The following is a 24,967-nucleotide window of genomic DNA, read 5'->3' as shown; positions in this document are numbered from 1 at the left end:
AGATAGGGAGATAGGGAGATGGAAATATCTTTTATTTATCAATCTCCGGACTTCCCCTCCCAGGAGGGGTTAGCGGTGGGTTGATTCCTAACCAAGAAATAAGGTCTCAAGCCTCCCCTTGGCTGCGCCACGAGCTGTCGCTCTACAAGGGGATGAAAAAAAGTTGATTCAGTATTTCAAGCCTCGTACTTTAGTAGGAGGTACTGATAACTGATAACTGAAATGACTCCTTTGCGAAAAAAAACCGTACCGCATGCAAAGATATCAAATGGCTTCTATATAACCGGATTCTATATGAAGGAAATAATCTATGCCAGTTGCTAATCGCGAAAGCCCTCTTGTTCCTAATTTTGAGATTATTATCAACAGCTCACCTTTGCCTGTTGAAGCAAAATTGCACGTCCAACGCCTTACCGTTGACCATGATGTTAACTTACCTGGAATGTTTACACTGGAACTTACAGGTTCAGATAGCCAGGAAGAAGAAACTATCTGGATTGATGACGAAGAACTTTTTGCCATTGGCAATGTCGTTGAAGTTAAACTTGGCTATGGTAATGATTTAGAAACCCTAATTATTGGTGAAATTACAGGTATAGAACCAGAATTTGCCATCGATCGCCTACCTAGTTTAACTGTGCGGGGGTATAGCCGTCGTCATCGTCTCCAGCGAGGTCGCAAGACCAAAACCTTTGTCCAGCAAAAAGATAGTGAGATTGCTACCCAGATTGCTCAGGATGCCGGACTCACGGCTCAAGTTGAAGATAGCCAAGTGGTGCATGATTATATTTTACAAGGGTCGCAAACAGACATTGAGTTTTTGCAAGAGAGAGCAAAGCGGATTAACTATGAGGTAGTTGTTGAAGATAAAACTCTATTTTTCCGACCTGTAGGCAATGCTGAGAGCGAAATTTTAACTCTTAGCTTTGAGGATGATTTGATGGAATTTTATCCCCATCTGTCTTCTATGGGTCAAGTTAGTGAGTTAACAGTGCGAGGTTGGAATCCTAAAGAAAAGCAAGAAATTGTCGGAGAGGCAAGAGTAGGGGATGAGGTTTCAACTATGGGGGGACAAAATAGCGGTGCGGCTCTTGTTGAAGATGCTTTCGGTACAGCAGTTGCTACAGTCAGCGATCGCCCAGTGTTAACTCAAGCAGAAGCAGATCAATTTGCCAAAGCTCGCTTTAATAATCTCGCACTAGGATTAATTACTGGTGAAGGAGTTTGTTGGGGACGTACAGATTTACGCCCAGGCAAAGTAATCAAAATTGACGGGGTAGGGAAACGCTTTAGCGGTCAGTATTATGTTACTGCTACTGTGAATCGTTATCAAGCTCAATCTGGATATCGTACCCATTTTACAGTTCGGAGGAACGGAACATGAGGTTATTTGACCTATTGATGGATAATGAAGAAAGAGAAGCGATCGCCTCTCGTATTTATGGTGTTGTGGTTGGTGTAGTTACCAATAATGAAGACCCAGAAGGACTAGGGAGAGTCAAAGTAAAATTTCCCTGGTTGAGTGATGAAGATGAAAGCGACTGGGCGCGAATAGCTGCACCAATGGCAGGAAATGAAAGAGGGATTTATTTTTTGCCAGAAGTAGATGACGAAGTTTTAGTAGTTTTTGAACATGGGGATGTGCGTTTTCCTTATATTATCGGGTTTTTATGGAATGGTCAAGAACCTCCACCGACAACTAATGAAGATGGCCAAAATAACATCCGGCTCATCAAATCTCGTAGCGGTCATGTAATCCGTCTCAATGATGAGGAGGGTAAAGAAACTATTGAAATTGTTGATAAAACTGAAAAAAATAGCATTGTTTTTGATACTGCTAGCAATACGATTGCTATTAGCTCCGATGGAGACATAACTTTATCAGCAACACAAGGCAATATTAAGCTAGAAGCACAGAATATTGAAATTAAATCTACAGCAGACACCAAAATTGAATCTGACGCCGGAATGAATCTTGAAGCCAGCAGCACCATGAATCTTAAAGGTCAAACTATTAATCTCAATTAGTTATCTCTAGAAAATATGGAGTAGGGAGTAGGGAGTAGGGAACCCACCCCTAACCCCTCCCAGGAGGGGAATAATTGAGAATTTATGTAGGATAATTGATTTTAATTTTTATTTTTGGAGATGTCTATGGGACAACCAGCAGCAAAACAAGGCGACCAAATTATTGCAGTTGATACTCACATTGTCATGGTACCGTCGGCAGGACCACCAGTACCGACACCCTTACCTCATCCTTTTTCTGGTATGATCAACGACAACCTCAGCAGTGATGTCAATATTATGGGAATGCCAGCAGCAACTGTAGATAGCACTGCTGACAATACTCCATCTCATATTCCGACACCTCCGGGCACTAGCTTTCAAAATCCCCCGGCGAATAAAGGCACGGTCAAAATTGGTAGCCAAACTGTAAAGATCAACGGTAAATCAGCAGCCAGGAATGGAGATATTGCTGAAACTTGTAACGATCCGGTAGATGCACCAGTGGGTCAAGTGGTAGCAGTCAGTACAGTTTTTATTGGATGAAAGGAAGGGAATAATGTCTAAACCATTTTTAGGTGTAGGTGTAGGATTTCCAGTCAGTTTAGATACTGAGGGAGATTTCCAACTTGCTAAATATGAGGAGAGTGTACGCCAGTCAATCTTAATTATCCTTGGTACTGCCAAAGGTGAGCGAGTTATGCGCCCTGACTTTGGTTGTAGCATTTACGACTTAGTTTTTGAGCCTAACTCACCGTCCACTGCTGGCAAAGTATCCCAAGCTGTTCAGGAAGCGTTGCTGTTATTTGAACCTCGTATTGATGTCTTAGATGTGCGAGTCCAATCTCCATCAAATCAAGAGAGGGAGAAGATGCTGGTTACTATAGATTATCAAGTACGGGCAACTAATAACGTTTTTAACTTAGTTTATCCGTTTTATCTAGAAGGAGGTGGAAGTTAATGGGGAAACTAGCGCCCAAAATAGATGGACGCACCGCAGAGGATATTGCTGCTCAGGTGCAGGAACTTCTGGAACAATATACAGGAGAAAATAAACCAATTCAAGGAACTAGGGCAGCATTAGTTAATATATTTGCTCGTTTTTCCGAGATTATTATTGAAAGGCTAAATCAAGTTCCAGATAAAAATTTCTTAGCATTTTTGGATTTATTAGGAGCTTCTCGCTTACCACCCCAACCAGCACGAGTACCTCTGACATTTTTATTAGCTGCTGGAACGACGGTTGATGCAGTAGTACCAAAAAGGACGCAAGTTGCTGCACCCCCAGCAGAAGGCGAAAAAGACCCCGTAATTTTTGAAACGGAACGGGAATTAGTGGTAAGTGCAGCAAAATTAGAGTCTATTTTTGTGCGCGATCCACAACAAGACCTGTATACTGAGTCCAGTTCAATTCTTACTACTCCTGAATTACTGGGCGTTCCTATTTTTCGGGGAAATCAAGCTATTGAACACATTTTATATATTGGACATAGCAAACTTTTGGGATTTCCTAAAATTGAAAGTCTCAAGTTCAAGATTAATTTATCAAAAGCTCTTGGTGAAGGAGGGGAGATAAAATGGCAAATTTTGCAGGAAACTGAAGATGAAGCTAATTGGGAGGAAATTACACCGAGGAATGATGGGACTCAAGGTTTCACTCAAAGTGGAGAAAATCGCGAAATTGAATTTACCAATATTAATGCTGTTCCCTTAACTACAGTTAATTCAGTTACTAATCGTTGGCTACGTTGCCGTTTATTAACTCCTATTAGTCTTGCCGATGAATCTGCAACTGATATGGTATCTGCTAGTGAACTGCCAGAAATTGAGGATATTAAACTTGAGGCCAGAATTAGTTCTATTGACTTATTAATTGAAACTGCATTTACCAATCAATTACCAGTAGATGTAACTAAAGATTTCTTTCCTTTTGGTGAAAAACCAAAGTTTGGAGATACCTTTTATTTAGCAAATAATCAAGCTTTTTCTCAACAAAATGCTGACATTACTATTCAGATAAATTTAACTAATCCAGCATCAGAAGATAATGAAGAAGAATTTGTTAAACCCACAAAAGCCTCTAAAAATCTCAAACTAAAATGGGAATTTTGGAATGGTAAACAGTGGAAAGAATTAACAACTGCTGAAGAAGAAGCTGGATTTGAAGATACCACCCGGGCTTTTACTCAAAAAGGTCATGTAAAGTTTAACTTATTTGAAAAACCTTATCCAACAACTGTTAACGGAATCAAAGATTTTTGGATTCGTGTGAGAATTATTTCTGGTAACTATGGTAGAGAAGTTCGCTACCAGAACATTGCCACATCTGCGACAGAGCCATCACTAGCACGAGAATCTATTCGAGAGTCATCACTAGCACGAGAATCACAAGGATATCGATTTATTGAGGCAACTTTTGCTCCACCTTTGATTGACTCAATTACGGTTAACTATACATTAACAAAACAAGAAAAACCAGAAATTATTTTGACCTATAATGACACAGTTTATTCAGATAACCTAATTCAACGTATTGATAACCAGAATCAAGTTTTTCCCAAACCTTTAATTCCTTTTCAGAAAACAGAAACTGATAAACCAGCTTGCTATTTTGGCTTTACTTTACCCCCTGGCCGAACATATTTTCCCAATCGTACTATTAGCTTATTTAACAGTATGGCTGATGTGAAATATGGAGAAAAATTAGTGCCACTTTCCCCTACTAAAAGTCGAATAATTGGAGCAGCTAATTCAACAGTTACTCATAAGTTTTGGCTAACTAATAATACCTCTGAATCAGTGCAATTTGAATTGACTATTTTGGGAATGAATTGGGATACTAATGTGGAGGATTCATTAGAAGTAGAAGCTGATTCGGTACAGGAGGTAGAAGTAAGCGTAGAAATTCCAGATGAAGCTGAATTAGATAGTAGCGATCGCGGTTTTTTAGAAGTTAGGCAAGTTAATAATTCATCAATTATTTATAATGCAAGATTTGAGACTTTTGTAGGTCAAGAATTGCCGAAAAATGAGCAACTAAAACTATCTTGGCAATACTGGAATGGCAAAAAATGGGGAAACCTGATAGTAAGAGATGAAACAGAAAATTTTACCCGTCCGGGTTTAATTGAATTTCTCCCACCATCAGATTTTGCATTAAGAAAAGACTTTAATTTATCTCCCCGTTATTGGCTGAGAGTTCAATGGTTAAGTGGTGAATACGAAGTTGAACCTAGACTAAAACGAGTCTTACTTAACACCACAATGGCAGTCCAAACATTGACTATTCAAAAAGAAATTCTTGGCTCTAGTGATGGGAATGAAAATCAAAAGTTTCAAACAACTAAGCAACCAATTTTAGCAGGTCAACAACTCGAAGTTCGGGAACGAGAAATACCTTCTATTCAAGAACAGCAAAAAATTGTTTTTGAAGAAGGAGAAGATGCTATTACTTCTATCACTGACGCAACCGGAAGACCTAAAGAAATCTGGGTACGTTGGCATCAAGTCAAAGATTTTTATCAGTCAGAAGCACGCGATCGCCATTATGTACTTGACAACCTTACCGGAAAAATTACTTTCGGCGATGGGCGTAATGGATTAATTCCTCCCCCTGGTAGAGGCAATATCCGTATGAATCGCTATCAAACAGGCGGTGGAAAAGCCGGAAACAAAGCCGTTGGGTCGATTGTCCAACTCAAAACCACAGTCCCCTATGTGGACAAAGTAATTAACCATCAAGCAGCAGCAGGAGGTGCAGAGGCAGAAACCCTCAACTCCCTCATCGAACGCGCACCGAGGGAAATTCGTCATCGTCAGCGTGCTGTCACCCTAGAAGATTACGAAGACTTGGCCAAACTGGCTTCACCAGAAGTTATTAGAGCCAAGTGCATACCACTTACAAATTTAAAAGTCAACCCCCTAGATACCAGAGAATTATTGGGAGCAGTCAGCGTTATTATTGTACCCCGCTCAACTGAAGCTAAACCCTTGCCCAGTTTAGAGTTAATTAACCGTGTCCAAGACTACCTGGAAACTCATGCTTCACCAACAGTTAATATCTCGGTGGTAGGTCCTCTCTATGTCCGTGTCAGTATTACTGTAGAAATTGCTTTAATTTCTTTAGAAGGAGGCGGCCAGGTAGCACAAGCAGTGGAACAAAAATTAGCTAGTTTTCTGCATCCTCTAACTGGTGGTTTTGAGGGGATGGGTTGGGATTTTGGTCGCGAACCCTACAAATCTGATTTTTACCGACTTCTGGAGGGGATAGCTGGAGTCGATCATATTCGTAATTTGGAGGTGGATGAAATGGAAGAACTAACAGGTGCTAAACAGACAGGTCGCTTTTTAGTTTATTCCGGCAACCATGAGATTAGTTTAACATTTGTTGAATCTTGAGGAGGAATTAATTGTTATGCCAATAGAATTATCTAATCTTGATGACCGGACTTATGATGATTTAGTGCAAGAAGCGCTGAGTATGATTCCCACCTATGCACCAGAATGGACTAATCATAATCCTTCCGATCCAGGGATTACTCTAATTGAGCTGTTTGCCTATTTAACAGAAATGCTGCTTTATCGGCAAAATCGAGTTACAGATGATAATATGCGGATGTTTTTGAAATTGCTCAACGGACCTAGTTGGGAGCAGACTAGAGATTTACAAGAAGAAGTAGGATTGGCAGTTTTAGGAGTACGCCAGCGGTATCGTGCCGTCACCTGCCAGGATTTTGAAGAATTAGCAAAAGAAGCAGATTCTAGAATAGCTCGAACTCATTGCGTACCAAAGCGCAATTTGGAATTAGACCCCCTGAATCAGTATGGAGAAAGTCCCGGACATATTAGCATGATTATTGTTCCTGGTATAGCGATCGCTCCTCAGATTTTCTTCTTTGATGGAACTTATACAGACTACATCCTAACAACACAAGTCAATAATGAAACACCCTTAGAACTCAATAGCGCTCCCGAGCATTTTCTCTATTTGGGATTAACAACAACATTTCGCTCTGTTGAGTTCCGGTTTGGAACACCAGGCACAAATTACCAACTCAAAATTGAGTATTTTAATGGCTCGGAATGGGTAGAGATGACCTTTGAACTTCACTCTCTAACAGACCAAACATCCAATTGGAATGAAAATGGTTTAATTCAGTTTAATGTTCCTGATAACTGGGAACAAATTGATATAAATGGTACAACACGATATTGGTTAAGAGTTTCAACTGAGACCAACCCTAGTCAAGTTGCACAAGTATTACGAATTCAGATTCAACATAACTTGAAACAGGTTGTCAAAGACTATCTTGAACCCAGGCGTTTATTGACTACTGCTGTTCATGTTGTTGAAGCACGCTATGTCAAAATTCGCGTTCAGTTAACTGTGTTTCTGAACCAGGATGTAGCAGAAGCAGAGGTTCAATCAAAAGCCTTCAAAACTCTAGAAGATTTTTTCGATCCGTTAAGAGGAGGAACCGAAGGAAAAGGATGGCCTTTTGGTCGTAATGTTTATATCTCAGAAATTTATGAACTACTTGATGGCGTATCTGGAGTCGATTATGTCAAAAAAACTCAGGAGGTAGAAACACAACAGGAACTTGATGAAGTTCAGTTAATTGATGAATTGGTAAGTGGTGAACCTGAACGTCTCATCCGCAATGTTAACGAAGAACTCATTGGGATACAAATTAAGTCCCATGAACTGGTTGAAGCAGAGATTGATTTAATCACAGAATCACCGATAAAATCAGAGTAATACCAATTTCATAAAATATTGCTACAGTCATGGCACAGGGAATAGGGAATAGGGAATAGGGAATAGGGAAAGAAAAACAGAATAAAAAAAGAGAAAAAAAGGTTAAATTGTTAGAATTTATGGAATTTATATTTTTTTCTTGTAGGAAGAAATCATCAACTAAGATGTAACTACCTTTTTTGAATTTGGTATAAAATTCATTCCCATCTTGAAAAATAAGGAGACAGCTAATGTCATCTAAAGCCAGGCGATCGCCAAGTAAACTTCTAGATTATCTGCCCCTCATCCATCACACCGAGCCTTTTCTCGGTCAATTCTTGCTAGCATTTGAAAAGGTATTATTGGGTATTAAGGATGATATTAAATTTCCGCCTCTGAGCCAAGATATCAAGTTTCAACCTCAAGGTTTAGAAACAACTATTGCGGATATTGCCACACTTTTCGATCCCCAAGAGACACCCAAAGAGTTTTTGTCGTGGCTAGCTAGTTGGACAGCTTTAAGCCTACGGGCAGATCTAGCACCAGGGGTACAGCGTGACTTTGTAGCCAGCATCGTGCAACGCTATCGCTTTCGAGGAACTAAAGAAAACCTGATACAACTGCTGAAAATTTTTACTAAAGGCGAACCCATTATTAAAGAACCTGTTGTTTCAGCATTTCAGGTAGGCGTATCTTCAACTGTTGGTCAAAATACCTACGTTGGTGGTGGCCCAGCTCACTTCTTCGAGATTACCATAGCTCTACCACGAGCTTCTCCCAAAGAACAAGCAAGACAAGAGGCAATAGCTCGTGCCATTATTGAATTAGAAAAGCCTGCTCATACCTATTACAAACTTAATATTGAGTTTCCCAGTATGCGAATTGGTAAATATTCAACCGTAGGGATTAATACACTACTGGGAATTGTTTCTGAGACCTAGTGCAAAAAGGCAGAAGGCAGGATAGCTTTAGTTATCTAGGATAGCTTTAGTTATCTAGGATAGCAGAAGGCAGAAGGGAAGAAAGGTTATTGTACAAGCTTTTGAACCTTTTTTAACTGGTTAGTTATTTCCGCCATCCTGCACTAGCAACTGATTTTTTATTGGAGATAAAAATTATGACTGAAATTAAACGTTTGAACTATTTTACATCCCAATTTTTAGTAGAAAACGATTTTCGGGACGAACAAGCTTACCATCGCCGAATGCGCCATCTGCATAATCGCTCCCTGCATACTTGGGGTGTGGTAACAGGACTAGAAATTAATAAATCTGGAGATAAACAAGTCTCAGTTAATAATGGGATGGCTATTGATAGCGAAGGTAAGGAAATTGTTGTTCTAGAAGAGCAACCTGCTGATATAAAAACGGTAAGCTTATCTGAATTTGCAGCAGGAAGTACAGTTTATATTACACTTGCTGTTCAAGACTTCGAGGATGAGGCAGACAGCTACACATTGGGGAGTGAAATCAAATATACTCGTACTACTGAGCGTCCTCAACTTGAAACAAGCAGTACACAGCCTGCTGATGATGGTGCAGTGGTTCTCCTAGCTGAGGTTCAATTGGATGATAGTGGTAATGTTGATGTTGATACTATTGATAATTCCGTCCGCAGGTTAGCTAGTGTTCATATTCCACCGGGAGCAGAATTCTCAGGACCTTTGAATATTCAAGATGCTTTGAGTGTTGGTGGTAATGTTGACATTGGTGGCAACCTGACAGTTTCTGGAGATTTTGCAGTAACTGGAAATGTGAATACTCCCCTGAATGTTACTAACAATGTTAGCATTGGTGGAAACTTAACTGTTTCGGGCAATCTTGAAATAACTGGAGATGTGATTGCTCGTGATACAGAACATATTGAAGGTAATGTTTCCTTGGGTAATGATGATAACGATGAAGTTAGCATTAATGGGGTGTTGCGTTCCACCCACTCCTCTGGAATATTACAAATAGATGATGCTTTAAACGTTACAGGTCCGCTGACTGTAAGTGGAGGAAATTGGAATTTAACAACTACAGAAGGCGACTTGAAAATTGGCAACAATACCCATCGCTTAAAGATTGGAGTTGCTACAAGTGGAAATGGTGCTGGCGATGTTCGTATTTGTGCTCAAGGCGGAACCCACCGACTAATGCTTGGTAGCAATACGGCTGACGTGCTAACTGTTCAGAATGGCAATGTTGGTATCGGTACATTAAATCCTAGCGCCATATTAGAGGTGGCAGGTGCTTTAAAATTAGCAAAGACTGGAACTTTGCTCTTCCATAGTACCAATGAATCTGGTCCGCCTACAGGTGATGGTTTCCGACTCAGGTACGATGCCGATTTCTTTGAAAGTCCTCTAGATGCTTTAGTGATCGAAAAAACTGATGGTAATGGCCGTAACCCTGATGGAGGTATTGCTTTTGTTAATACAGGTAACGATGGAATTGAAGAAACTGCACTTGTTATTAGAGGATCTGGCAATGTTGGTATCGGTACAAAGAACCCAAGTGCTAAATTAGTTGTTACCGGAGGTGAAACTACTTTACAGCAAGAAAGCTGGCAAACTCCAACACTCCAAAATGGCTGGGTTAATTACGGTAGTGGTTACAACAGTGCTGGCTACTTTAAAGATAGCCTAGGTATAGTTCACCTTAAAGGTCTAGTCAGAAATGGCACAGCCAACACAATTTTTACATTGCCAGTAGGATATAGACCTGCTGCTCGAGAACTTCATAGTGTTGCAACTTATAATAATACTATTGGTAGGGTTGATATTTTTTCTAATGGAAGAGTACAAAGAATTAGTGGAAGTAGCGCTTGGGTTTCTTTAGATGGAATTACTTTTAGAGCAGGTTCATCGACTCGTGGCGATGGTATTATCAGAGATGTCATAGTTGGCGATACTATAAGAGATGTCATAGTTGGCGATACTATAAGAGATGTCATACAGTAGCTTAATATCATGTCCGGTTGAATAGTTTAAATAACGAGGGAGTAAACCCACCCCTCGCCCCTCCCCCGACCGTGGAGGGGAACAGGAGGAGCAAGTTTTTTGATCACTAATTATCCGGACAGTTGTGAGATCCGATTGCCTGCCTAACTCAGTTATAGCCTCAAGTTGTCTCATAAATCATTCCTGATTGCTATATGAAAGATAAAATAGAAAAACGCATTGCTAGTCTAAAAGCTGAATTTGAATCTGGAAAAAAAACGCTGTCTGATTTGGAGACCAAACAGACCAACCTCAGAGAGACTTTATTTCGGATAAGTGGTGCAATACAGATATTAGAAGAATTGCTAGCTGAATCTCAAACACCAGAAGAAAACGACGCTCAAAATCTTGAGGAAGATGCCACAAGTCCCCTAACTAATTGATTAAGGTGAACCTTATGGGTAATCAACGAACAACTCAAATCAAAACAACAGAAGCAAACAATCAGAGAAAGGCTTCAGTGGCTACTCAACCACCGTTGTCGATTAATAGCCCAGTTCACCCTATTCTGCAACTCCAACAACAACTGGGCAATCAGGCAGTTAATCGTCTGATTCAAACAAAAATGACAGTTGGCCAGCCTGGGGACACTTATGAACAAGAAGCTGATCAGGTCGCAGCTACTGTAATGCGTACCCCAGCACCACAAGTGCAGCGTCAAACGGAAGAGGAGGAGGTTCAAACTAAACCCATTACTCCCTTGGTTCAACGTCAAATGGAAGAAGAGGAGGAAGTTCAAACCAAGGCCATTACTCCCTTGGCTCAACGTCAAATGGAAGAAGAGGAGGAGGTTCAAACTAAACCCATTACTCCCTTGGTTCAACGTCAAATGGAAGAAGAGGAGGAAGTTCAAACCAAGGCCATTACTCCCTTGGCTCAACGTCAAATGGAAGAAGAGGAGGAGGTTCAAACCAAGGCCATTACTCCCTTGGCTCAACGTCAAATGGAAGAAGAGGAGGAGGTTCAAACTAAACCCATTACTCCCTTGGTTCAACGTCAAATGGAAGAAGAGGAGGAGGTTCAAGCCAAGCCCATTACTCCCCTGGTTCAACGTCAAATGGAAGAAGAAGAGGAGGTTCAGGCCAAGCCCATTACTCCTTTAGTTCAACGTCAAATGGAAGAGGAAGAGGAGGTTCAGGCCAAGCCCATTACTCCTTTAGTTCAACGTCAAATGGAAGAAGAGGAAGAAAACGAAAAAGTCCAAATGCTCCAACGACAAACTGACGAAGAGGAGGAAAAGGTTCAAACCAAAGCTGCCCCTGGTCAAACCCCTAACGTATCTGCCAATCTAGAAGCTCGCATCCAGTCCGCTAGAGGGAGTGGTCAACCCCTGTCAGACTCAACCCGTGCCTTTATGGAACCGCGCTTTGGCTATGACTTCAGCAACGTGCGGGTGCATACAGACGACCGAGCGGCCAGTGCCGCCCGCGATCTCAACGCCCAAGCATTTACCGTCGGTCAGGATATCTTCTTTGGCAGCGGTCGCTACGCCCCTGAGTCCACCGTAGGAAAGCGGTTGTTTGCCCATGAATTAGTCCACACTCTCCAGCAACAACCTAAGTCGCCTTCTGCCTTTGTTGCAGAGCCATCTGACCCTGAGCAAGCACCAACTGCGCTAGAACCTTCCTTGCCACCCCTAAGTTCTGAGGAGGCAGGTGGTAATAAGTCTCTAGACACTAAAACTGAGCCTGAACCCAAAACAGATGGGGGTAAAAATGATGTTGCTTCTCAAGAGAGTGTAGAAACAAAAGTTGAGGACACCGAACCATCTCTCAAATCAACGGCAGAGGAATCGGAATCAGACGTTGCACTTGAGTTAGAAAAACCTTCTGCCATTGGAGAGGAAGAGGTTGCAGAGGTTAGCTCTCTTTCTCTCGAAGGAGCATCCGACCAGGCACTGAGCAAGTTTATGGAGTCCAGTCCATCCGAAATCGCAGCAACCCAACCCAACCTCGGTACTCAGCTTGACAGCAACCTGAAACAGGAGCAGCAAGCTGAGGTTGAAAATGCTCCTACCTTAGTTGCTAAGACAAGCGGCACAGTGGAGGAAGGGGTGAAAGCTCCTGAACAGATTTCGGCAGGGGGGGCAGAAATCAGTGATGGAGTAACTCAGACAGATCCGGGTGAATTGAAAGCCAGTCCTCCAGAAAATTTAGGGACACTCCCTAACAATAAAGAAAAGGAAAAACTGGTAGATCGACAAGATGACAATTCTTTCCTAGGCTGGTTTCGCAACAATCTCAAGAGTTTTCTCACCAGTATCTCTACTAATGCAGGAGTAAACACCAGTGCTGGAGAGCGCGAAAATGTGGAACTTAAGGGCGAAGCAGATCCCCAACGCATGGCTAATCAGCAGAGTGATGCGGAATCTCAGCTCAAAGCCCAACGAGACATGACGGCGAATACCTTTAAGCAGCACCCAGGACAACAGAATATTCAACCGAAGGAGGTGAATGAAGAGAAAACAGCTCAACTGAGTTCAGAAGCTTTTGTCTCTATTGAAACACCTGCTGATACTGGGGCAATGGATTATGTCAATGCGCCTTTGCCACCGGATGTCCGTAACCATGCAGATAAATTGTTGAAACCTACCCTAGATGCTAACCTGGCAGAGGCAAAAACCCAGACTCAGGATGCCGTCAAAACGCGGGATAAGGATAAAGCTGCGAAAATTAATCAGGCTAAGTTAGACGCTGTCGCCGTTAATCAGAAAGCTGACAAGGATCAACGAGATATTGTCGTAGCCAATCGCCAGGAAGTAGCCCAGCAGCAGCAAGAGGGCATTGATGATTCCTACGATCAGGTCAATGAATTTATAACTGAAGCCGATCGGGAACAGGTTGCCAACCGCAAGGAGATTGGCGATCGGGTGGAGAAGTCGGAAGGAGAAGCTGATAAGGAACTGGAAAAGGGTGAGGAGAAGGCAGAAAAAGAGAAAGAAGCGAGTGAGAAAAAAGCAGCGGATAAGAAGAAGGAACTAGAAAAGTCTCAGGAAAAGGATAGTTGGTGGGATCGAGCCGTTAGTGCGGTTAAAAGTGCGGTTAAGGCGATTACGAGTGCCATTGATGATATTTTTACAGCCCTGCGTGATGCGGTCAAAACCATTATCGAGAAAGCTAAGAATGCAGCAATAGCACTCATCAATAAGGCTCGTAACTGGGTGATTGACAAGCTGAATAAATTCCGAGATTGGGCTAAAAATCAGGTTAATAAGTACCTCAAAGACCGTTTCCCAAATCTGGCCAAGCGGATTAATGACGGCATTGATAGCGTAGTCGATACGGCGATCGAGGGAGTAAATGTGGTGGCAGATGCAGCCATAGCTGGAGTGGAAGCCGTTGCTGATGGTTTAGCTGCTGGACTGGATAAGATTCTTTCAGTCTACCAAACTGCTTTGAAGGCAGCAGTACAGATTGCTGGTGCAGTAATTACTGGCGACTTTGCTGAAGCTCTAAAAGTTGCTCTTCAGGCTGCCTGTGATATTGCTGGAATTGACTCTAAACCTATCTTTGACTTTATCGATCGCGCCGCAGGTCAAGTCATGGCCATCCTGAAAGATCCTAAGACATTCTTCAATAATGTAATGGAGGCGATCGGCGGCGGGGTTAGTAATTTTACCAAGAATATTCAACAACATCTGATTAAAGGACTGATTGGTTGGCTGACGGGGGCACTGTCAGAAGTGAATCTGTCCCTACCGGAAACTTTTGATGCCAAAGGAATTCTATCTCTGGTGATGCAGATTTTGGGATTAACCTATGAAAATATCAAGGCCAAGGTGATCAAGAAATTCCCGCCCGCTGCCCAGGTAATTGATGGAGTAGAAAAGGGAATAGAAATTGTTCAGAAACTGGTCAATGAAGGGCCAGCAGCTTTATGGGAAGAGGTCAAACAGAGTTTCTCCAATCTCAAAGAAACTGTGATATCTGGGATTCAGGATTTTGTGATTAAGACCGTTGCCAAAGAAGGTATTGCCTGGTTGTTGGGTTTGTTGACTCCTGCGGGAGCGATCGCTAAGTTGCTGAAACTGATATTTGATTTTGTCATGTTCCTGGTAGAACGTTTCCAGCAAATTAAAGATTTTGTTATGTCGGTTTACAACTCCATTACAGCCATTGCCTCTGGTAATCTTTCCCAGGCAAAACAAGCCGTTGAAGATGCCTTGAGTCGGAGTTTGCCTGTTGTGATTAGTTTGCTGGCATCCCTTGCTGGTTTAGGTGGTATTGGTAAGACGGTGAAAAATATTATCGGTAAAGTTGCGAAACCTGTCAACAAGATTGTTGATAGCTTGGTTGAGAGGATGGTCAAGTTTGCTAAGAAGCTGCTGAAGAAAGGGAAAGCTGCTGTGGGTAGGGTAGTTCAATGGTGGAATCATAAAAAAGAATTTAAAGCTAAAGATGGTAGTAAGCATCAACTTTTCTTGAAAGGAAGAAAAGGAAAATTGATGGTTGCCAGTGATAGTCCTCAAGCAATTGAAGCTGCTATTAAGGAAAAAGAAGAAATACCCAATTTGCCTCAGCAACAGAAACAAGCATTAATTGATGCAGGGGAAAAAGTTAAGGAACTGAAAGATTTTGTTAGTAAGCATTATTTGAAAGTATCTACCAATAAAGACACTCAAAGTATTTCTTCCAAAATTGGAGTTTTATTGAACAAGCTTGCTCCCCTCTTAGTTAAGGCAGGAATTGGTAAAGCTGATGAGAAGGACTTACCTCTAACAAAAGTCACTTACACGATGAGTGGAGGTAAGGCTCATCAAGTATTGGCAGAACCATTAACTGCCAAGTCTGGTAATACAACTGGACAAGGCACTAGCTCAATGTCGTCTGAGGAATCACCCTTGGGCTGGGATAAGATTCAAGTTCTACATCATCAACTTCCAAAACTTAAAACTTTCTCAAAAACTCAACAGAAATTTATTGAAGTCACTCCAAAACCTTATGTACAAGCTCACGTTCTTAGCCATCGTCTGCATGGACCTGCAACCAAATGGAATTTAGTTCCTTTACTTTCTGTGCTAAACACGGGACCTCTAGCAACTATTGAACATACGACAGACGACCTTATTAAAGGAAAAAGTGTCAAAAATGAGAAGAAAGTCCTTCGCTATGAAGTTAATGTTACTTATGGACATGGTACAGGAAAACTTGAAGGGGGCATCATAGGAATGTTGAAAGAACACTATCCCTCAAAAATAGAAGTCCATGTAAAAGAGAAGAACGGAGATAGCTATAATGAGTTATCTGATGTTAAGTCAAGAAATAAAATCAAAGACCGAAATTCAGAACTACAGAATATAAAGTTGCCAACGGTCAAAGTTTTAGGACCACCACAGCTTGCGGCCTCTATAATTAAAACTATTCAGTCAGTTATATTGCAAGAAGCTGGAAGAGAAGACAAAGGTAAAAGTAGAGTATATTCTAATCTAGGCACTCTATTAGGTGCTTTTAAGTTTATACCAAATACAAAAAAATATGTAGACAGTGGACTTTTAGATATTGATAGAGTTGGTAAGATTAGAAATGCAATAGAAACTTTCTATTACAGAAATATAAAAGACAAAAAATCGGGCAGTACAGGTATTGAAAATAGAAAACTAAAAACTGCTGAACCATTACAACAGGCAGTTAATAAAATCAAACAGCAACAACCTGGTTCTGAGATTACTAATCAAATGCTGACAGATAAAACCCTTGAAATTATAAAGTCTGATATTCGCTATAAATGGCGCTTTTCACCTGGTCATCTTAAGGCTAAAGGCGAAATTGATAAAAAGGGCAAACCTGATGCAAAAAAAGCAATTCCAAAAGTAAAAAAAGCTATTTCTAATAGTATCAGCTACTTACGTAAGAATAATAAAATTTGAATATGGAAAACTATCAGGTCAACCATCATTTAACTTTTTGTGAGGATACATATCCTCCTCTAACCGCTCGTGTCATTAATATCGCTCTTACAACCCAAGAAGACCCCCTCAATGAATGTCGTTTGACTTTACAAGTGAGCCCTGCTTCTTACGAACAAATAGACGCCCACGCCTTTTTTAACCTCAACCCTGAATTTCGTGCTCCCTTCTCCAACGGTAATTTCCAGCCTGATGACGATATTCAACTGGAAATCACCCTACAGCCAGATTTGTTTCCCCAGCTTTTGGAGTACGCGACCACGGCTGAATCTGTCGCAACCTATCTTATCAGCCTCAGTCAAAAGTCCCTTTCTTCTGTCTCCCCATCTGAAATTGAACCAACCTCCCCGAGCTACTCTGAACGATTCCTCAATTCTAAAAACTGGTTTGCCCTCAGCGTCAAACAAATACACCAAGATGATGAAACAGGCTATACCACCTTCTGGCATTACGTCAATCCAGCCATCCTTAATCATCCTGAAACTGCTAGCGAACAGCTTGCCGAAGGCATAATCAACTTTGTCACAAACTTAACTACTGCCAAACTTAATGCCACAACCCAAGATGCTACTGATGAAGTTCTTAAGGGAGTTAGTACCCTCTTTGAAGGCTTCGACACTTGGCTCGATAACGCCTTTTCTCAGGATAACGATAACGACACTGACGATTTTGCTTGTGAAGAATCCATCCTGGCAACCATCATTGCCTACTTCACTAAAGACGATTGGACTTTCACCAAACTCCAAGGACAATCTGTTTTACAAATGGCCTACCAGGGCAAAAACGGTCTCTGGAACTGTTATGCTCAAGCTAGAGAAACTGAAGAACAATTTGTTTTTTATTCGATCTACCCTGAATTGGTCTCCGAAGAAAAACGATTGGCCATAGCAGAACTACTCACCCGCCTCAACTATGGTTTAATCATCGGCAATTTCGAGATGGACTTTAACGATGGTGAAATTCGCTACAAAACCAGCATTGCTGTTGAAGGCAACATCCTGACCCATCAAGTCATCAAACGATTGGTTTATGCCAACGTTACGATCATGGATTACTACTTACCGGGTATCCGGGCAGTGATGGATGAGAACATCTTACCAGAGGAGGCGATCGCCCTCATCGAAAGCGACCGCAGGATCTTGTAGTGCGATACATCCAAACCGATGAATTCTCTGAACTACACATATTAAAATACAAAAAATGTTCAACTACCTGCTCTCAGCATTACAAAAGCTAGATAAATTACTAGAGCAAGCAGTAATAAAAGCACAAGCTTTCTACGGTTCAGAAGCTGCTAATGACCCTTATCGAGGTCTTCGTATCGATCCCGATGAGGTCAACCAACTCCTAGAACGTCAACCAGGAATACCTTTATTTGCAGTAGATACTGAATCTACTAAAATTAATAGTATACCATTAAACTGGTTAAAACAAACTTTCGATTTATCTGCATTTGATTTGGACTTGATGATCATTGCTCTAGCTCCAGAAATTGATTTGCGTTACGATCGCCTGTACGCTTATCTTCAAGATGATGTGACTCGCAAGCGACCTAGTGTTGATTTAGCCCTAAATTTACTATGTCCCTCTCCTGAAGCAAAACTGTTGCAACGAGTCCATTTTGCTCCTGATGCACCCTTAATCAAACACGGCTTACTTCACTTAATTCCTGACCCTCATCAGGTTAAGCCACCAATATTATCCTATTATCTAAAACTCGATGACCAAGTTATCCATTTTCTGTTAAACCAAAAGGGACTTGAACCGCGTTTAGGATTATGGTGTCAATTATTAACTCATCCTGCTGTTGAGGAAAAATTCCCCATTCGGGATGAAATTAAGCGGATACTTCCTAAACTAATCATCCAAACTCAAAATACACATCAACCTTTACTTATCTATTTCTCTGGTTCGCACCCTGCTGAGAAACGTCGTGGAGCGATCGCTCTGGCAGCTCAACTTAACAGGCAGTTATTGATTGCCGACTTATCTCAAGCTTTAGCAATTAAGGAAGACTTTGACCAATTGCTCAAATTATTGTTCCGTGAAGCTTGTTTTCACAATGCTATCCTCTATCTGGAAAGTTTAGATGCACTACAGACCAAAGAGCAGCATTTGTTATATAAAAGCTTACTTGATAGACTAGCTGAGGTAAAAGATGTGGTAATTTTATCGGGAGTACAGTCGTGGGTAGCAACTTTCGAGACTAAAGGTATGATTACTGTGCCTTTTCCTCTGCCTGATTTTTCCCAACGGCGTATCCACTGGCAAGCAAATTTGGAATCAAAAGGAATTATACTTAGCGATCGCCAACTGGATACCCTTGCTAATCGTTTTCGTTTGAGTTCAGAGCAAATAGCTGGTGCAGTTACAAGTGCGTGTAATCATGCTTTGTGGGTTGCTGCTTCAGAATTTGAGGAATTGCCATTAAACAATACAATTAAACCTAGTCTAAACGATCTATTAGTAGCAGCTCGCGAGCAATCTGGTAATAATTTAACTGAATTAGCTCGCAAAGTTAACTCTAAGTATAATTGGCAAGACATTATCTTACCAACCGATCAACTTTGCGAGCTAATTCAGTTAAATTAGCTCGCAAAGTTAACTCTAAGTATAATTGGCAAGACATTATCTTACCAACCGATCAACTTGCTCAACTCCAAGAAATTTGCAATCAAGCCAAATATCGTCATATTGTTTATGATAAGTGGGGTTTTCACCGCAAACTATCAATTGGTAAAGGTTTAAATGTACTATTTTCTGGTCCACCGGGTACAGGCAAAACAATGGCTGCGGAAGTTATAGCTAGTGAACTACAACTTGAGTTATACAAAATTGATTTATCCCAGGTTGTCAGTAAATACATTGGCGAGACAGAGAAAAATCTGAACCGCATTTTTCTAGCTGCGGAAACAGCTAATGCCATCCTGCTGTTTGACGAAGCAGATGCTTTGTTTGGCAAGCGTTCTGAAGTTCGAGATTCCCACGATCGCTACGCCAATATTGAAATTGGCTATCTATTGCAGAAAATGGAAGAATATGAAGGTATATCAATTCTGACGACAAATCTGCGTCAAAATTTGGATGAAGCATTCGTGCGTAGGTTAGCGTTTACGGTTCACTTTCCCTCACCAGATGAAGCAAGTCGTCGGCAGATTTGGGAAGGAATTTGGACTGAGGAAATCCCCTTGTCACCAGATATAGATTTTGATTTTTTGGCAAGGCAGTTTAAATTGAGTGGTGGGAATATTAAAAATATTGCCTTAGCTGCTGCGTTCCTCGCTGCTGAAGCTGACAGTGCAGTAATGATGGAACATCTTTTACAAGGAATTAGGCGTGAGTATCAGAAAATGGGTAAGGTATGGGATAATGTCCTCACAGGGTGATAAGCGTTAAATTACAATAAACAACTATCATAGAAGTCAAAAGTCATAATTCAAAAGTCAGAAGTCAGGAGGTTCAGTTAGAGAATAGGGAAAAAGGTTGAAATTTGCTCCCATCTCCTCTACTCCCTATCTTGAATAATTATATCGGGACTTACGCACTGACAATAGATATAGGGTTTTGTGCGTTACACTACCGCTTTTTCCTATGGTCATACTCCGCAAACATGTCGTGGAGCGTTAACGGAGTTATGCGACAGCAAAACACACCCTACTGGGCCTATATCGGAACTTACGCGCTGACAATAGATATAGGGTTTTGCTCAGTTAAGATACCGCTAACACACCCTACCAATAGCGTTTATGGATAAGTCTTGATATAATTTTGAATTTATAGCAAATTATTTTTGTATATATCTATAATACCATTTGAATAAATATTTTGATACAAATATTATTACCTCTTGCCAACTCCTATTCCTTACTTCCTATTTTAATTAAAAATGAAAAAACAAGATAAAACCTTACCCTTAACCTTACTAGGGGCAACCGTATTAATGATTATTGGTAGTGTCGCTGGCTACATTATAGTAGCTTCCAAAGAAACAGCAGATAATTTGCCAGTAGGTGCTGAAGTTGTGCCCAAAGATGCAATGATGACTATTTCTGTCTCTAGTAACCCCAGTCAATGGGAAAGACTGCAACAGTTTGGCACACCAGAATCTCAAACTGCTTTTAAAAATCTATTGGGGCAACTGCGCGATCGCTTTCTCACGACTTATGGTTATAACTATCAACGAGATATTCAACCTTGGGTAGGAGAGGAAATAATGATTGCTTTATTGCGCAAGCAAACTCTAGAACCAGCTAACTCTACTGCTCCCGACTCTCCTCCTCCACCTCCAGCTCAACAAGCAACTGTGGTGGTCTTGCCGATCGCCGATCCAGTTAAGGCCAAACAAGTTTTAGACCGACCACGCTCTCTTCAAAAAGGTCAATTAGTTAAACGTACTTATAGAGGTATTGAAATCACAGAAACGGAAGGAGTGCCCAAGCAAGATATTTCTGCTGCAGCATTGGGGAATCAGTATTTAGTAATTACTGACTCCCAGACTTCAATAAATCAGGCGATCGATATTTATAAAGGAGACGAGTCTCTGGCAAAAGTTCCTGGTTATACAGAAGCGATCAAGAAACTGGAAACTCCTTCACCCTTTGGTTTGGTATATGTGAATATTCCTGTTGCTGCTGCTTATAGTTCTAGTAAATCTATTACTCCTGTTTCTGAGGAAAATCTCAAACAACTTGAGGATAACCAAGGAGTGGCAGCTAGCATCAATTTAGTTCCTGAAGGTATAAATTTAAAAGCTATTTCTTGGCTAAAACCTAATAGTCAGAAAAAGTTTACCGTAGAAAACAAAGCTATGGAAATGTTAAATCGAATTCCGGGAAATGCTTTGATGATGATATCTGGCAGTAATTTACAGAAAATGTGGTCTGATTATGTCAAAAATGCAGCAGCTAACCCAGTAGCTCCGATTAACCCAGAAACATTGCGTCAAGCTGTTAAGAATACAACTGGTATGAATTTAGAAGAAGATTTTCTCAACTGGATGGCAGGAGAATATTCTTTGTCTTTGCTGCCTATCCCTAAAAGTAAGGATGAGTTAAATAAATTTGCTGCGGGGTTTGTCTTTATGATCAAAACAAGCGATCGCCGTGCTGCGGAGGAGTCACTGAAAAAGTTGGATGAGGCCATGAAAAACCAAGAATTTGAGGTAGGTGAAGCTGTTGCCAGTGGAGAAGCTGTTGTTAAGTGGACTTCACCATTTGGTGGTTTTACCGTAATTCGTGGTTGGTTGAATGGGAATGTGGCATTTTTTACATTAGGAGGTTCTGTAGAGAATCAAATTTTACCCGCGCCAACAACTTCTATGGCTGAAAGTGCGGTATTACAAAAAAGTTTACCACCAGAGTCAGAATCTTTTAACGGTAATTTTTTCCTTGATATTAGTAAAAGTTTCAATCCTCAAAATCTTTCTATTCCGCAACTACCTCCAAATCAAAAAGTTTGGATAGATGGTATGGAATCTATTGGAGTGACGTCTATTGTAAGTAATAATCGTACAACTAATTATGATATTTTTGTCAAATTGAAAAAACAGGAGTTTTAGAAGTCAAGAGTCAAAAGTAATCTGTGACATAGAATCTTGCTACAGGCGTAGGTTGGGTTGAAGAATGAAACCCAACATACAGCAGATTCCAGCTATAGTTTAGCCTTTTTCCCATTGCTAGAGAACTTAGTTTTATGTCGGTTTAAATATTGCAACTGAGAGAGTTTAGCTTCTAACTTTCTATAAGATTTAGCACCAGGAAATACCTCACCAGTTGAGAGTGTCGCTAGTGATTTTATATCATGTCCGGTTAAACAGTGATAAATAAATAACTACGGAGGAGTCAGGATTCAGGAGTCAGGAGTCAGGAGGAAAGAGGTAATAAAGAAGAACAACTGGAGTCGAAGGAGAAAGTTTTTTTATAACTAATTATCCGGACATGATATGATATTATCTGGTAAAAGTTCATAAGTTTTAATCCATCCAATTCGGGGCAATTTTATATGATTAAAACCTACCGATATTGACACATCTAGAGTGTTTGCGTAGCATTCGGTAGGAAAACCATCATCCCTACCTTTTTTCTTAAATATAGGCACTCCCGACACTTTGTTAAAGCAACGTTTCCAAGCTGATGATAAATACCTTAAAGCATATTGAGGTGCTGTTTTAGATACTTAATCATACCAACAGTTGTTAGGTTTAACCATTGCTACTAATAGTTTATGCAAATCAATCGCAGTAGGAGATTTCAGCTTACTCTCAGGATTATTGGAATTGTGATTAAGGATGTTTCTAGTCAACCATAATCCCCAATTCCAAGCGTGACGTTAGCGTTTGCGGTAGCATTCCGATAGGAAAGCTTTGCGCCAGCAAACTACACAGCGCGTGTTTAGCTAGTCAGGTTTTTTGTCGGTTATCATTTTCTTTGTGGGTTTAATACCCCACCGTCAACGGGGGTGTTCACGCATTACTTGGGGGAGCGAATCCCCATGTAATTTTCCTCCTGTCTCCTGTCTCCTGTCTCCTTCTTCAATTGGGCACAGTTCAGTTTTGAATCCTAGTAGCATGATTATCAATGTTTCTGACAATATGTTATGATATGAAGCACTAAGGAGATTGTTGGTCATTGGAGCTATATTTTTCCGTTGACTTTCTCCAAGTAGTACTGCTAAGTAATAACGAAACCCTTTTTTTTGACCCTGAATTTTCCATAAATCCTCGAATTTTTGACACCACTTTTCAAACCATGGTGGTCAGGCAGACAAGGTTGTTTCTTTGATCAGCTAGCCTTTTGAGGTAAAAACAAGATTATATAATAACTTGAGACTATTTTACTTCATTTTTTTTCAAAAGTCCAGGTACTAGATAATCATAGATTATGTCAAGCTGTTATTTACCCCAAGGAGGGGGTTGCTGCGATCGCGACTTTCATCCAACAAAGCTCTAACATAATATAAATGATGTGCCATATTATAAATCTGAAAAATTACATTTTTTAGACTTATTAGACATCTCCTCCAAAAGAGGCAGTAGGCAGCTTTGCTGTAGGGAACCCACCCCTCGCCCCTCCCCCTCCCAGGAGGGGAAAGAATTGATATATCTAGTGTGATAATTGATTTGATTTTTTATGATAGGAGATGTCTATTAGGTTAGTTTGCGATAATTGTCGTAGGAGTTAAACTGGTAATGTACCTGTGGAAAAATTAGGAGCGTTGTTAATATGGCATCTCATAAAATTCTTGTAGTTGATGATGACCAGGCAATCAGAATTTTAGTTCATCGTTTTTTAACTAACCAAGAATATCAAGTAGAGTCCGCAGAAGATGGTAAAACAGCTTTAATTTTATTTAAAGAATTTCAACCAGACTTAGTTGTTTTAGATATAAATCTACCAGATACTACTGGTTTTCAGCTTTGTCAGGAAATGCAGAGTTACAATGATGTGTTGGTACTGATGTTGAGCAGTCTATGTGATGAAGTAGCTAAAGTCCGAGCTTTTCAGTTAGGTGCTGATGATTATCTCACAAAACCATTTAGTTTAGTAGAACTGAATGCTCGTCTTAAAGCAATATTGAAACGTCAAAGGTTACTTTCTCCGATAAAATTAGAACGGCTTGTATTTGGGGATTTAGTAATAAATAATGTTGAAAAAGAAGTAAGATTTCAGCATAAAATTGTTTCTCTAACTAATCTACAATTTAATTTATTATTTTGTATGGCTAATCAACCAGGATATGTTTGGAGTCGCTCTGAATTGTGCGATAAAGTATTTAAGGGTGAAGATAGTCATTGGTTTGGCAGCGCAAAAGTTTGTGATGTGCATATTAGTCAGATTCGCAAGAAAATAAAAAGTTGTGGTTGTGATTTTGAATATATAAAAACTATTATTAAAGTTGGCTATAAGTTTGAAGCACCAGTATAAAGATGATTTTATACAGGAGTAACTAAATTCTTTATATTCTGCTTCCTTGTTAATATTCCATATCATAATTCTTAATGATTTTCATTAAAAAGGACTTTAATTATAATAAGCTGTTTTGCATCTCAACTATACATCCAATTTTTGTCAAAGGAAACAGGGAACAGCGGTGCGACCCCGCGGGGTGCGATAGACGCAAGCAGTCGGAACCCGGCGAGGTCTCCTCGCCATGGGAATGCCGACCAAGAGAGGGAATGCGCACTCCTGTGAGGGAATATAAAATCTATAATGATTTTTCGCTTACCTAACTTACAACCTACCGCTGCTTCATAAAACTGATACAAAGCGTCACATCGATGCGACAAATTGATGTTTACTTCCTGCTTCTGCTGAGGCCGTCGGCGGTTACTCATCCA

General features: G+C 40.6%; 16 protein-coding genes. 15 read left to right on the top strand and 1 reads right to left on the bottom strand.

The annotated features are described in order from the left end of the window. Window positions 1-310: 310 nt before the first annotated feature. The 14 genes from D5R40_RS03955 to D5R40_RS03895 all read left to right on the top strand — a co-directional run bounded on the left by D5R40_RS03955 (window position 311) and on the right by D5R40_RS03895 (window position 22,189). Window positions 311-1,384: a phage late control D family protein gene (locus D5R40_RS03955; protein ID WP_124154261.1), complete on the top strand. Its 1,074-nt coding sequence runs from the start codon at window positions 311-313 to the stop codon at window positions 1,382-1,384. Further along, complete coding sequence (locus D5R40_RS03950) at window positions 1,381-2,028, top strand: phage baseplate assembly protein V (protein WP_124154260.1); 648 nt, start codon at window positions 1,381-1,383, stop codon at window positions 2,026-2,028. The genes D5R40_RS03955 and D5R40_RS03950 overlap by 4 nt, the downstream gene beginning before the upstream one ends. 126 nt (window positions 2,029-2,154) lie before the next feature. Beyond that, the gene (locus tag D5R40_RS03945) at window positions 2,155-2,553 is read left to right on the top strand and encodes a PAAR domain-containing protein (protein ID WP_124154259.1); all 399 of its coding nucleotides are present in this window, start codon (window positions 2,155-2,157) and stop codon (window positions 2,551-2,553) included. A 13-nt stretch (window positions 2,554-2,566) separates the two neighbouring features. Then, window positions 2,567-2,968 (top strand): gp25 family contractile injection system sheath assembly initiator, encoded by a 402-nt coding sequence (locus tag D5R40_RS03940; RefSeq protein WP_124154258.1) that lies wholly within the window; start codon window positions 2,567-2,569, stop codon window positions 2,966-2,968. Then, on the top strand, window positions 2,968-6,405 hold the full coding sequence (locus tag D5R40_RS03935) for a putative baseplate assembly protein (RefSeq protein ID WP_124154257.1): 3,438 nt from the start codon (window positions 2,968-2,970) through the stop codon (window positions 6,403-6,405). Before D5R40_RS03940 ends, D5R40_RS03935 begins: the two co-directional genes overlap by 1 nt. 16 nt (window positions 6,406-6,421) lie before the next feature. Continuing rightward, complete coding sequence (locus D5R40_RS36975) at window positions 6,422-7,765, top strand: hypothetical protein (RefSeq protein WP_192901267.1); 1,344 nt, start codon at window positions 6,422-6,424, stop codon at window positions 7,763-7,765. Between the two features lie 230 nt (window positions 7,766-7,995). Beyond that, window positions 7,996-8,685 carry a phage tail protein gene (locus tag D5R40_RS03925; protein WP_124145272.1) on the top strand — a complete coding sequence of 230 codons (690 nt, stop codon included), beginning with the start codon at window positions 7,996-7,998 and terminating at the stop codon, window positions 8,683-8,685. A gap of 176 nt (window positions 8,686-8,861) precedes the next feature. After that, window positions 8,862-10,688, top strand: coding sequence for a bactofilin family protein (locus D5R40_RS03920; RefSeq protein WP_124145271.1), 1,827 nt, complete (start codon window positions 8,862-8,864; stop codon window positions 10,686-10,688). Between the two features lie 194 nt (window positions 10,689-10,882). Continuing rightward, window positions 10,883-11,110 carry a hypothetical protein gene (locus tag D5R40_RS03915; protein WP_124145270.1) on the top strand — a complete coding sequence of 76 codons (228 nt, stop codon included), beginning with the start codon at window positions 10,883-10,885 and terminating at the stop codon, window positions 11,108-11,110. Window positions 11,111-11,124: 14 nt separating this feature from the next. Beyond that, the gene (locus D5R40_RS03910) at window positions 11,125-16,593 is read left to right on the top strand and encodes an eCIS core domain-containing protein (protein WP_124154256.1); all 5,469 of its coding nucleotides are present in this window, start codon (window positions 11,125-11,127) and stop codon (window positions 16,591-16,593) included. 2 nt (window positions 16,594-16,595) lie between these two features. After that, entirely contained in the window at window positions 16,596-17,777 is a 1,182-nt protein-coding gene (locus D5R40_RS03905; protein ID WP_124154255.1) for a type III secretion system chaperone family protein, read from the top strand. A gap of 55 nt (window positions 17,778-17,832) precedes the next feature. Continuing rightward, on the top strand, window positions 17,833-19,224 hold the full coding sequence (locus D5R40_RS39090; protein WP_240041540.1) for a hypothetical protein: 1,392 nt from the start codon (window positions 17,833-17,835) through the stop codon (window positions 19,222-19,224). After that, window positions 19,200-20,018 carry an ATP-binding protein gene (locus tag D5R40_RS39085; protein WP_240041539.1) on the top strand — a complete coding sequence of 273 codons (819 nt, stop codon included), beginning with the start codon at window positions 19,200-19,202 and terminating at the stop codon, window positions 20,016-20,018. Before D5R40_RS39090 ends, D5R40_RS39085 begins: the two co-directional genes overlap by 25 nt. Before the next feature lie 500 nt (window positions 20,019-20,518). Then, window positions 20,519-22,189 carry a DUF3352 domain-containing protein gene (locus D5R40_RS03895; protein WP_124145267.1) on the top strand — a complete coding sequence of 557 codons (1,671 nt, stop codon included), beginning with the start codon at window positions 20,519-20,521 and terminating at the stop codon, window positions 22,187-22,189. An 890-nt stretch (window positions 22,190-23,079) separates the two neighbouring features. Here D5R40_RS03895 and D5R40_RS37340 read toward each other — a convergent pair. Next, entirely contained in the window at window positions 23,080-23,259 is a 180-nt protein-coding gene (locus D5R40_RS37340; protein ID WP_205127600.1) for a hypothetical protein, read from the bottom strand. Window positions 23,260-23,852: 593 nt separating this feature from the next. Here D5R40_RS37340 and D5R40_RS03885 point away from each other — a divergent pair. Continuing rightward, window positions 23,853-24,554 (top strand): response regulator transcription factor, encoded by a 702-nt coding sequence (locus D5R40_RS03885; protein ID WP_124145266.1) that lies wholly within the window; start codon window positions 23,853-23,855, stop codon window positions 24,552-24,554. The last annotated feature ends 413 nt before the right edge of the window (window positions 24,555-24,967 follow it).

It is taken from the genome of Okeania hirsuta (genome assembly GCF_003838195.1).
In the GTDB taxonomy this organism is placed as follows: Bacteria; Cyanobacteriota; Cyanobacteriia; order Cyanobacteriales; family Microcoleaceae; genus Okeania; species Okeania hirsuta.
This window is presented reverse-complemented; position numbering and strand designations above follow the sequence as displayed.

Coding starts and splice junctions, on each gene's coding strand:
- D5R40_RS03955 (WP_124154261.1), top strand. CDS start 311: ATGCCAGTTGCTAATCGCGAAAGCCCTCTTGTTCCTAATTTTGAGATT.
- D5R40_RS03950 (WP_124154260.1), top strand. CDS start 1,381: ATGAGGTTATTTGACCTATTGATGGATAATGAAGAAAGAGAAGCGATC.
- D5R40_RS03945 (WP_124154259.1), top strand. CDS start 2,155: ATGGGACAACCAGCAGCAAAACAAGGCGACCAAATTATTGCAGTTGAT.
- D5R40_RS03940 (WP_124154258.1), top strand. CDS start 2,567: ATGTCTAAACCATTTTTAGGTGTAGGTGTAGGATTTCCAGTCAGTTTA.
- D5R40_RS03935 (WP_124154257.1), top strand. CDS start 2,968: ATGGGGAAACTAGCGCCCAAAATAGATGGACGCACCGCAGAGGATATT.
- D5R40_RS36975 (WP_192901267.1), top strand. CDS start 6,422: ATGCCAATAGAATTATCTAATCTTGATGACCGGACTTATGATGATTTA.
- D5R40_RS03925 (WP_124145272.1), top strand. CDS start 7,996: ATGTCATCTAAAGCCAGGCGATCGCCAAGTAAACTTCTAGATTATCTG.
- D5R40_RS03920 (WP_124145271.1), top strand. CDS start 8,862: ATGACTGAAATTAAACGTTTGAACTATTTTACATCCCAATTTTTAGTA.
- D5R40_RS03915 (WP_124145270.1), top strand. CDS start 10,883: ATGAAAGATAAAATAGAAAAACGCATTGCTAGTCTAAAAGCTGAATTT.
- D5R40_RS03910 (WP_124154256.1), top strand. CDS start 11,125: ATGGGTAATCAACGAACAACTCAAATCAAAACAACAGAAGCAAACAAT.
- D5R40_RS03905 (WP_124154255.1), top strand. CDS start 16,596: ATGGAAAACTATCAGGTCAACCATCATTTAACTTTTTGTGAGGATACA.
- D5R40_RS39090 (WP_240041540.1), top strand. CDS start 17,833: ATGTTCAACTACCTGCTCTCAGCATTACAAAAGCTAGATAAATTACTA.
- D5R40_RS03895 (WP_124145267.1), top strand. CDS start 20,519: ATGAAAAAACAAGATAAAACCTTACCCTTAACCTTACTAGGGGCAACC.
- D5R40_RS37340 (WP_205127600.1), bottom strand. CDS start 23,259: ATGACCAACAATCTCCTTAGTGCTTCATATCATAACATATTGTCAGAA.
- D5R40_RS03885 (WP_124145266.1), top strand. CDS start 23,853: ATGGCATCTCATAAAATTCTTGTAGTTGATGATGACCAGGCAATCAGA.